Here is a 7,258-nt window from a genome sequence, read left to right as displayed (position 1 = left end):
CGTCGGGCCGGTGACCGTCAGTCCTCGTCGTAGCGCGGGTCGATGGCGTCCGGCGAGAGGCCCAGCAGCTCGGCGACCTGCTCGATCAGGATCTCGTGCACCAGCGCCGCACGGTCCTCCCGCGACTTCGCCCGGATCTCCACCGGCCGCCGGTACACCACGATCTGACTCTTCCGCCCCTGCCGGCCCGGTGAGACCCGGCCCAACGGCACCCCGCCGTCGGGATCGGCCGTGCCGTCAGGCTCGTGCAGCGGCACCTCCTGGACGGCGAACTCGACTTCGATCAACTGCGGCCAACGCCGTTCAAGCCGCTCCACCGATTCGCGCACGTAGTCGTCGAACAACTCGGAGCGCGTGAGCGAGATCGGTACCTGCGGAGGCGCCAGCGGGCCGCGCAGCCCCCTGCCGTGCCGGTCACGGTGCCGGGGGCGGCGCGAGGGACCCGTCGATGACTGCGGTGCGGAGCTGTCCATATCACTGCCGAGGGTAGTCCTTGGGCGGTCGGAAGTGGACCACCCCCGCACCTAATCGCCCGGGGCGGCGGGTGCACGCACGGGCGCGCGGCCGCGACACGGGACGCCCTCCGGGCAGGCGGTCTTCGCTCCCCGGCGGGGAGTGCTGTACCGTCCACCCTCGTGAGCTCTGTACGTCGTTGTTCGCGGACCGCGTGCGGCCGGCCGGCCGTCGCAACGCTGACGTACGTCTACGCGGACTCCACCGCCGTCCTGGGCCCGCTCGCCACCTACGCCGAGCCGCACTGCTACGACCTGTGCGCCCAGCACGCCGAGCGCCTCACCGCCCCGCGCGGCTGGGAGGTGGTCCGGCTCGTCGCCGAGGCCGGCCCGCTCCGCCGCAGCAGTGACGACCTCGAAGCGCTCGCCAACGCCGTCCGCGAGGCCGCCCGCCCGCAGACCCCCCGTCAGGGCCGCGGCCCCGAGGGCGAATCCACCGAGGCCGGCCGCCGCGGCCACCTCCGGGTGCTCCGCTCGCCCGACAACTGACACCCGGTCCCCACCCCCCGGGCACCACCCGCCTCGCACGAACGCCTCCACCGGCCCCGGTACGCTGCCCCATGACCGGGTACCGGCCGCTGCCGAGCCCGGACGTATCGTGACCATGGGCGACCAGCCCGTCGACCGACCCGTCGATCAGACGGAGAACCAGGGTGGAGCCGCAGTGCGCGACCTCAAGCAGCTCGTGAAGGCGTACGACGTCCGAGGCGTCGTCCCGGACCAGTGGGACGAGAACCTCTCCCGCGCCTTCGGCGCCGCGTTCGTGCAGGTCACCGGGGCGACCGCGATCGTGGTCGGCCACGACATGCGGCCCTCGTCCCCGTCGCTCAGCCTGGCCTTCGCCGAGGGCGCCGCCGCCTACGGCGCGGACGTCGTCCGGATCGGCCTCTGCTCGACCGACCAGCTGTACTACGCCAGCGGCTCGCTCGACCTGCCCGGCGCGATGTTCACCGCCAGCCACAACCCGGCCGAGTACAACGGCATCAAGCTCTGCCGTGCCGGCGCCGCCCCCGTCGGCCAGGACACCGGGCTCTCCGAGATCCGCGAGCTGGTCGAGTCCTGGACCGCCGACGACGACACCGTCACCGTGCCGGTCCGGGACGTCGAGCCCGGCTCCCTCTCCGAGCAGGACACCCTGCGCGGCTACGCCGACCACCTGCTCGGTCTGGTCGACCTCACCGCCGTCCGCCCGCTCAAGGTCGCCGTCGACGCGGGCAACGGCATGGGCGGGCACACCGTCCCGACCGTCTTCGACGGCCTGCCGATCGACCTCGTCCCGATGTACTTCGAGCTCGACGGCACCTTCCCCAACCACGAGGCCAACCCGCTCGACCCGAAGAACCTGGTCGACCTCCAGGCCAAGGTCCGCGAGGTCGGCGCCGACCTCGGCCTCGCCTTCGACGGCGACGCCGACCGCTGCTTTGTCGTCGACGAGCGCGGCGAGCCGGTCTCCCCGTCCGCCATCACCGCGCTGGTCGCCGTCCGCGAGATCGCCCGCGCCCGGGCCGCCGGCGAGGACGAGCCGACCGTCATCCACAACCTGATCACCTCCTGGACCGTCCCCGAGGTGGTCCGCGAGCTCGGCGGCAAGCCGGTCCGCACCCGGGTCGGCCACTCCTTCATCAAGCAGGAGATGGCCGTCACCGACGCGGTCTTCGGCGGCGAGCACTCCGCGCACTACTACTTCCGCGACTTCTGGCGCGCCGACACCGGCATGCTCGCCGCGCTGCACGTGCTGGCCGCCCTCGGCGGACAGGACCGCACCCTCTCCGAGCTCACCGCCGAGTACGACCGGTACGCGGCCTCCGGCGAGATCAACAGCACCGTCGCCGACCAGGCCGACCGGACCGCCGCCGTCTGCGCCGCCTACGCCGGCCCGGAGGACGTCACCGTCGACGAGCTGGACGGCCTGACCGTCACCGGCCCCGACTGGTGGTTCAACCTGCGCGCCTCCAACACCGAGCCGCTGCTGCGCCTGAACGTCGAGGCGAAGGACCCGGCGAGGATGGCCGAGCTGCGTGACGGCGTCCTCGCGCTCGTCCGCGCCTGACGCACACCCGACGTGCCCCGGCGGGTGGGTTTTCCTCCCGGCCGGGCCACCGCCGTGCCATCCCTCTGAACTGGAGCCCGAACCCCATGAAGCTCGAAGCCTTCCTGCTGGAGATCCTGGTCTGCCCGCAGTGCCGGTCCGCGCTCACCGAGGGCGGCACCGAGGAGCAGCCGGAGCTGGTCTGCGCCGGCGAGGGATGCGGCCTGGCCTACCCGGTCCGGGACGGCATTCCGGTCCTGCTGGTGGACGAGGCCCGCCGCCCCGCGTGATCCTTGGGTCGGGCGCCACCGGGCCCGACCCGCACCCCGCAGTACCGGCATACCCGCAGTACCGGCCTTGCTCGCAGTCTCCGCAGTACCGGCAGTACCGGCAGTGCCTGCGGTGGAACCCCGCCGCACACCCCTCAGCCAGCAGCCCTCAGCGCCCAGCCAGCAGCCGGAGGCCCGCCGCATGCTCGACGACACCCTGCTCGACGACCCGGCCGCCCTCCGGCGCGCCGACCACGACCGCGCCCTGCTGGCCCTGGCCGGTTCCGGCGCCCGGGTCCGCACCGCGCTGCGGCTCGCCGAAGCCGCAGGCATCGACCGGCTCCGCCCCGACGGCCGCCCGCGCGCCGTCCTGGTCGCCGGCCACGGCAGCGCGCTGACCGCCGCCGAGATGCTGGCGGCCCTGGCCGGGACCGCGAGCCTGGTCTCCCCGCTGCCGCCCGCGGACGCCGCGCCCGTCCCGCGCACCGACCGGGCCACCGCGCCGCCCGTCTTCACGGCCGGCCTGGCCTGGCAGCTCCCCGGCTGGGCCGGGCCGCTCGACCTGCTGGTGGTGAGCTCCGCCGACGGCGGCGAACAGGGCCTGGTCGCCCTCGCCGAGCAGGCCTACGCGCGCGGCTGCGCGATCGTGGTCGTCGCGCCCGAGGGCAGTCCGCTCGCCGGGGCCGCGCTCCAGGTCCGCGCCCTGCCGCTGCCCTTCGTGCCGTCCGCCCTGTCGTCCGACTCCCCTGACGACGGCACCCCGCCCGCGGCCGCGTACGCCGCCGAGCCCGACCTGCCCGCCGAGGACCCGGCCGCGCTCTGGTCCCACCTCACACCGCTGCTCGCGCTCTGCCAGAAGCTCGGCGTCACCCAACTGCCGTACGACGCGCTGGCGGCCACCGCGGACCTGCTGGACGAGAGCGCCGTCCGCTGCCGCCCGGACGCCGCCGCGTACACCAACCCGGCCAAGGGGCTGGCCGCCCGGCTGGCCGGGACGGTACCGCTGCTGTGGGCCGAGGGCCCGGTGGCCGGGGCGGCCGCCGGCCGGTTCGCCGCCCAGCTCGCCGACCGGGCCGGCCGCCCGGCCCTCGCCGGCCCGCTGCCGCAGGTGCTCACCGCGCACCGCGGCATGTTCACCGGCCAGCTCGGCGCCGGGGCCGACCCGGACGACTTCTTCCGCGACCGGGTGGAGGAGCCGGACCCGCTGCACCTCCAGGTCCTGCTGCTGCGGCACATCCCCGGCGACCAGCCGTCCGCGGCTCCGGCCGGGCCCGGCGAGCCGGACGACGGCCCGGCCGAGGTACCGGCCGACGACGAGGGCCCGCGCAGCTTCGGCGCCACCCGGGCGCACCGGCTCGCCGCCGCCCACGACGTCCGGCTCACCGAGTACGCCAGCCGCCGGGCCGACCCGCTGCACGCGCTGGCCGACCTGGTCGCGCTCACCGACTTCGCCGCCGTCTACCTCGGGCTCGCGGCACAGTCCTGAACGCGTCCGGCCCGGCCCGGTACCGTATGCGCTCGACAACGACTGGGCGCGGGCTGCGTGGGCGGCCCCCGACGGAGGGACCACCCCGAGCATGAGCACCGAAGGCGGTACCAAGGCACTCGTCGCGGCATTGTCCGCGAACCTGGGCATTGCGGTGAGCAAGTTCGTCGCCTTCGCGTTCTCGGGCTCCTCGTCGATGCTCGCGGAGGGCGTCCACTCGGTCGCGGACTCCGGCAACCAGGTGCTGCTGCTGGTCGGCGGCAAGCGCTCGAAGCGGGTCGCCACCCCCGAGCACCCGTTCGGCTACGGGCGCGAGCGGTACATCTACGCGTTCCTGGTCTCGATCGTGCTGTTCAGCGTCGGCGGCATGTTCGCGATCTACGAGGGCTACGAGAAGATCGCCCACCCGCACGAGCTGGACAACTGGTACTGGCCGGTCGGCGTGCTGGTCCTCGCGATCGGCCTGGAGGCCTGGTCCTTCTACACCGCGTACCGCGAGGCCGTGAAGGACAAGGGCAAGCACGGCTGGACCGCCTACATCCGCCGGGCCAAGGCCCCCGAGCTGCCGGTCGTGCTGCTGGAGGACACCGGTGCGCTGATCGGCCTGGTGCTGGCGCTGTTCGGCGTGAGTCTGACCGTGATCACCGGCGACGCCGTCTGGGACGGCATCGGCACGCTCTCGATCGGCGTGCTGCTGATCGCCATCGCGATCGTGCTGGCACTGGAGACCCGGTCGCTGCTGATCGGCGAGTCCGCCCACCCCGAGGTCGTGGCCGAGATCCGCGACGCGCTGGTCGACCACGACTCCGTCACCCGCGTGATCCACATGCGCACGCTGCACCTCGGCCCCGAGGAGCTGCTCGTCGCCGCCAAGATCGCCGTCCCCGCCGACGTCACCGCCGCCGAGGTGGCCCAGGCCATCGACGCCGCCGAGGCGCGGGTCCGCCGGGCCGTGAAGATCGCGCGGGTGATCTACCTGGAGCCGGACATCTTCAGCGCCGAGAAGGAGGCCGAGGGCGACGACCCGAACGCCACGCCCGGCGGGCCGGTGCCGGACGCCGCGCACTGACCGCCGCGTACCGGCCACCGCGCAGCGCCGCGGGGCCGGACCGGGCGGCACACGTGCGGGGCTCGTAAGAGGCTCGTACGGGGCGTGCACGGGACGTGCGCGCCGCCGGGGGCGAGGCCGAAAAACGGTCGTACCGGGCCGCCGTCCGGGGCCTGCGGTGTAGATTCGTCCTCAGAGCCAGAACGTCGCTGCTGATGGCGGTCGATCGGCGGCCCGTGTCCGCACGGGCACGCGCCGGTCGAGGGACAGAGGTCCTCCGACGGTTTGTGCGAACAGCGGGGCACCGGTCCCTCCCGGACCGGTACCGTCCCGGCGCCGCCGCCCACCTGTGCGGCCCGCCGCGCTGTGACGCACCCCGAGGACCTTGGCCACGCCCCACCCCATCAGCGAGGAGCAGACGCATGTCGACCGACATCACCGGTGACTTCAAGGTCGCCGACCTTTCCCTGGCGCCGTTCGGCCGCAAGGAGATCCAGCTGGCCGAGCACGAGATGCCCGGCCTGATGACGATCCGCGCCGAGTACGCCGCGGCCCAGCCGCTGGCCGGCGCCCGGATCACCGGCTCGCTGCACATGACCGTGCAGACCGCCGTCCTGATCGAGACCCTCACCGCGCTCGGTGCCGAGGTCCGCTGGTGCTCCTGCAACATCTTCTCCACCCAGGACCACGCCGCCGCCGCCATCGCGGTCGGCCCGGAGGGCACCCCGGAGAACCCGCAGGGCGTGCCGGTCTTCGCCTGGAAGGGCGAGACGCTGGACGAGTACTGGTGGTGCACCGAGCAGGCGCTCACCTGGCCGAACGGCCAGACCCCGAACATGATCCTCGACGACGGCGGCGACGCCACCCTGCTGATCCACAAGGGCGTCGAGTTCGAGAAGGCGGGCGTCGCGCCGGACCCGTCCACCGCGGACAACGACGAGTTCCGGATCATCCTGGAGCTGCTCAACCGCACCCTCAAGGACACCCCGAACAAGTGGACCGAGGTCGCCGCCACCATCAAGGGCGTCACCGAGGAGACCACCACCGGTGTCCACCGCCTGTACGAGATGCACCGTGACGGCAACCTGCTCTTCCCGGCCATCAACGTCAACGACTCGGTCACCAAGTCGAAGTTCGACAACAAGTACGGCTGCCGCCACTCGCTGATCGACGGCATCAACCGCGCCACCGACGTCCTGATCGGCGGCAAGGTCGCCGTCGTCGCCGGCTACGGCGACGTGGGCAAGGGCTGCGCCGAGTCGCTGCGCGGCCAGGGCGCCCGGGTCATCGTCACCGAGATCGACCCGATCTGCGCGCTCCAGGCGGCGATGGACGGCTACCAGGTCACCACCCTGGAAGAGGTCGTCGAGACCGCCGACATCTTCATCACCACGACCGGCAACAAGGACATCATCATGGCCTCCCACATGGCCCGGATGAAGCACCAGGCCATCGTCGGCAACATCGGTCACTTCGACAACGAGATCGACATGGCCGGCCTCGCGAAGCTCCCGGGCGTCGTGAAGACCGAGGTCAAGCCGCAGGTCCACGAGTGGCGCAAGGCCGACGGCCGCACCATCATCGTCCTCTCCGAGGGCCGCCTGCTGAACCTGGGCAACGCGACCGGCCACCCGTCGTTCGTGATGTCCAACTCCTTCGCCAACCAGACGATCGCCCAGATCGAGCTGTTCACGAAGACCGAGCAGTACCCGATCGGCGTCTACGTGCTGCCGAAGCACCTGGACGAGAAGGTCGCCCGCCTGCACCTCGACGCGCTGGGCGTGAAGCTGACCACCCTCAGCAAGGACCAGGCCGACTACATCGGCGTCTCCGTCGACGGCCCGTACAAGGCGGACCAGTACCGCTACTGATCCGCCCGACGGCACACGCCGGTGGCCGGCACCCCCGAGCGGC

General features: G+C 73.0%; 7 protein-coding genes. 6 read left to right on the top strand and 1 reads right to left on the bottom strand.

The features are described 5' to 3' along the window. Nucleotides 1-17: 17 nt before the first annotated feature. The gene (locus tag ACFWOG_RS38010) at nt 18-473 is read right to left on the bottom strand and encodes a metallopeptidase family protein (protein ID WP_329882775.1); all 456 of its coding nucleotides are present in this window, start codon (nt 471-473) and stop codon (nt 18-20) included. Between the two features lie 162 nt (nt 474-635). Here ACFWOG_RS38010 and ACFWOG_RS38005 point away from each other — a divergent pair, with 162 nt between their 5' ends. From ACFWOG_RS38005 to ahcY, 6 genes are all read left to right on the top strand, one after another. Then, nucleotides 636-1,001, top strand: a complete 366-nt coding sequence (locus tag ACFWOG_RS38005) for a DUF3499 domain-containing protein (protein WP_329950820.1) — start codon at nt 636-638, stop codon at nt 999-1,001. 115 nt (nt 1,002-1,116) lie between these two features. Beyond that, nucleotides 1,117-2,562, top strand: coding sequence for a phosphomannomutase/phosphoglucomutase (locus ACFWOG_RS38000; RefSeq protein WP_380364050.1), 1,446 nt, complete (start codon nt 1,117-1,119; stop codon nt 2,560-2,562). A gap of 86 nt (nt 2,563-2,648) precedes the next feature. Beyond that, on the top strand, nt 2,649-2,831 hold the full coding sequence (locus tag ACFWOG_RS37995; protein WP_329882778.1) for a Trm112 family protein: 183 nt from the start codon (nt 2,649-2,651) through the stop codon (nt 2,829-2,831). A 181-nt stretch (nt 2,832-3,012) separates the two neighbouring features. After that, nucleotides 3,013-4,296, top strand: a complete 1,284-nt coding sequence (locus ACFWOG_RS37990) for an SIS domain-containing protein (protein WP_329950822.1) — start codon at nt 3,013-3,015, stop codon at nt 4,294-4,296. Between the two features lie 91 nt (nt 4,297-4,387). After that, on the top strand, nt 4,388-5,365 hold the full coding sequence (locus ACFWOG_RS37985; protein ID WP_329950823.1) for a cation diffusion facilitator family transporter: 978 nt from the start codon (nt 4,388-4,390) through the stop codon (nt 5,363-5,365). A gap of 401 nt (nt 5,366-5,766) precedes the next feature. Continuing rightward, nucleotides 5,767-7,215: an adenosylhomocysteinase gene (gene ahcY, locus ACFWOG_RS37980; RefSeq protein WP_329950824.1), complete on the top strand. Its 1,449-nt coding sequence runs from the start codon at nt 5,767-5,769 to the stop codon at nt 7,213-7,215. Nucleotides 7,216-7,258: the final 43 nt, after the last annotated feature.

This window comes from Kitasatospora sp. NPDC058406, assembly GCF_042722765.1.
Classification (GTDB): domain Bacteria; phylum Actinomycetota; class Actinomycetes; order Streptomycetales; family Streptomycetaceae; genus Kitasatospora.
Note: the sequence above shows the minus strand (reverse complement) of the source record. Positions and strands in the feature narration are given on the sequence as shown.

Bases quoted from the DNA above. Each gene is read 5' to 3' on its own strand.
- ahcY (WP_329950824.1), top strand. From the start codon at position 5,767: ATGTCGACCGACATCACCGGTGACTTCAAGGTCGCCGACCTTTCCCTG.
- ACFWOG_RS37995 (WP_329882778.1), top strand. From the start codon at position 2,649: ATGAAGCTCGAAGCCTTCCTGCTGGAGATCCTGGTCTGCCCGCAGTGC.
- ACFWOG_RS38000 (WP_380364050.1), top strand. From the start codon at position 1,117: ATGGGCGACCAGCCCGTCGACCGACCCGTCGATCAGACGGAGAACCAG.
- ACFWOG_RS37985 (WP_329950823.1), top strand. From the start codon at position 4,388: ATGAGCACCGAAGGCGGTACCAAGGCACTCGTCGCGGCATTGTCCGCG.
- ACFWOG_RS38010 (WP_329882775.1), bottom strand. From the start codon at position 473: ATGGACAGCTCCGCACCGCAGTCATCGACGGGTCCCTCGCGCCGCCCC.
- ACFWOG_RS37990 (WP_329950822.1), top strand. From the start codon at position 3,013: ATGCTCGACGACACCCTGCTCGACGACCCGGCCGCCCTCCGGCGCGCC.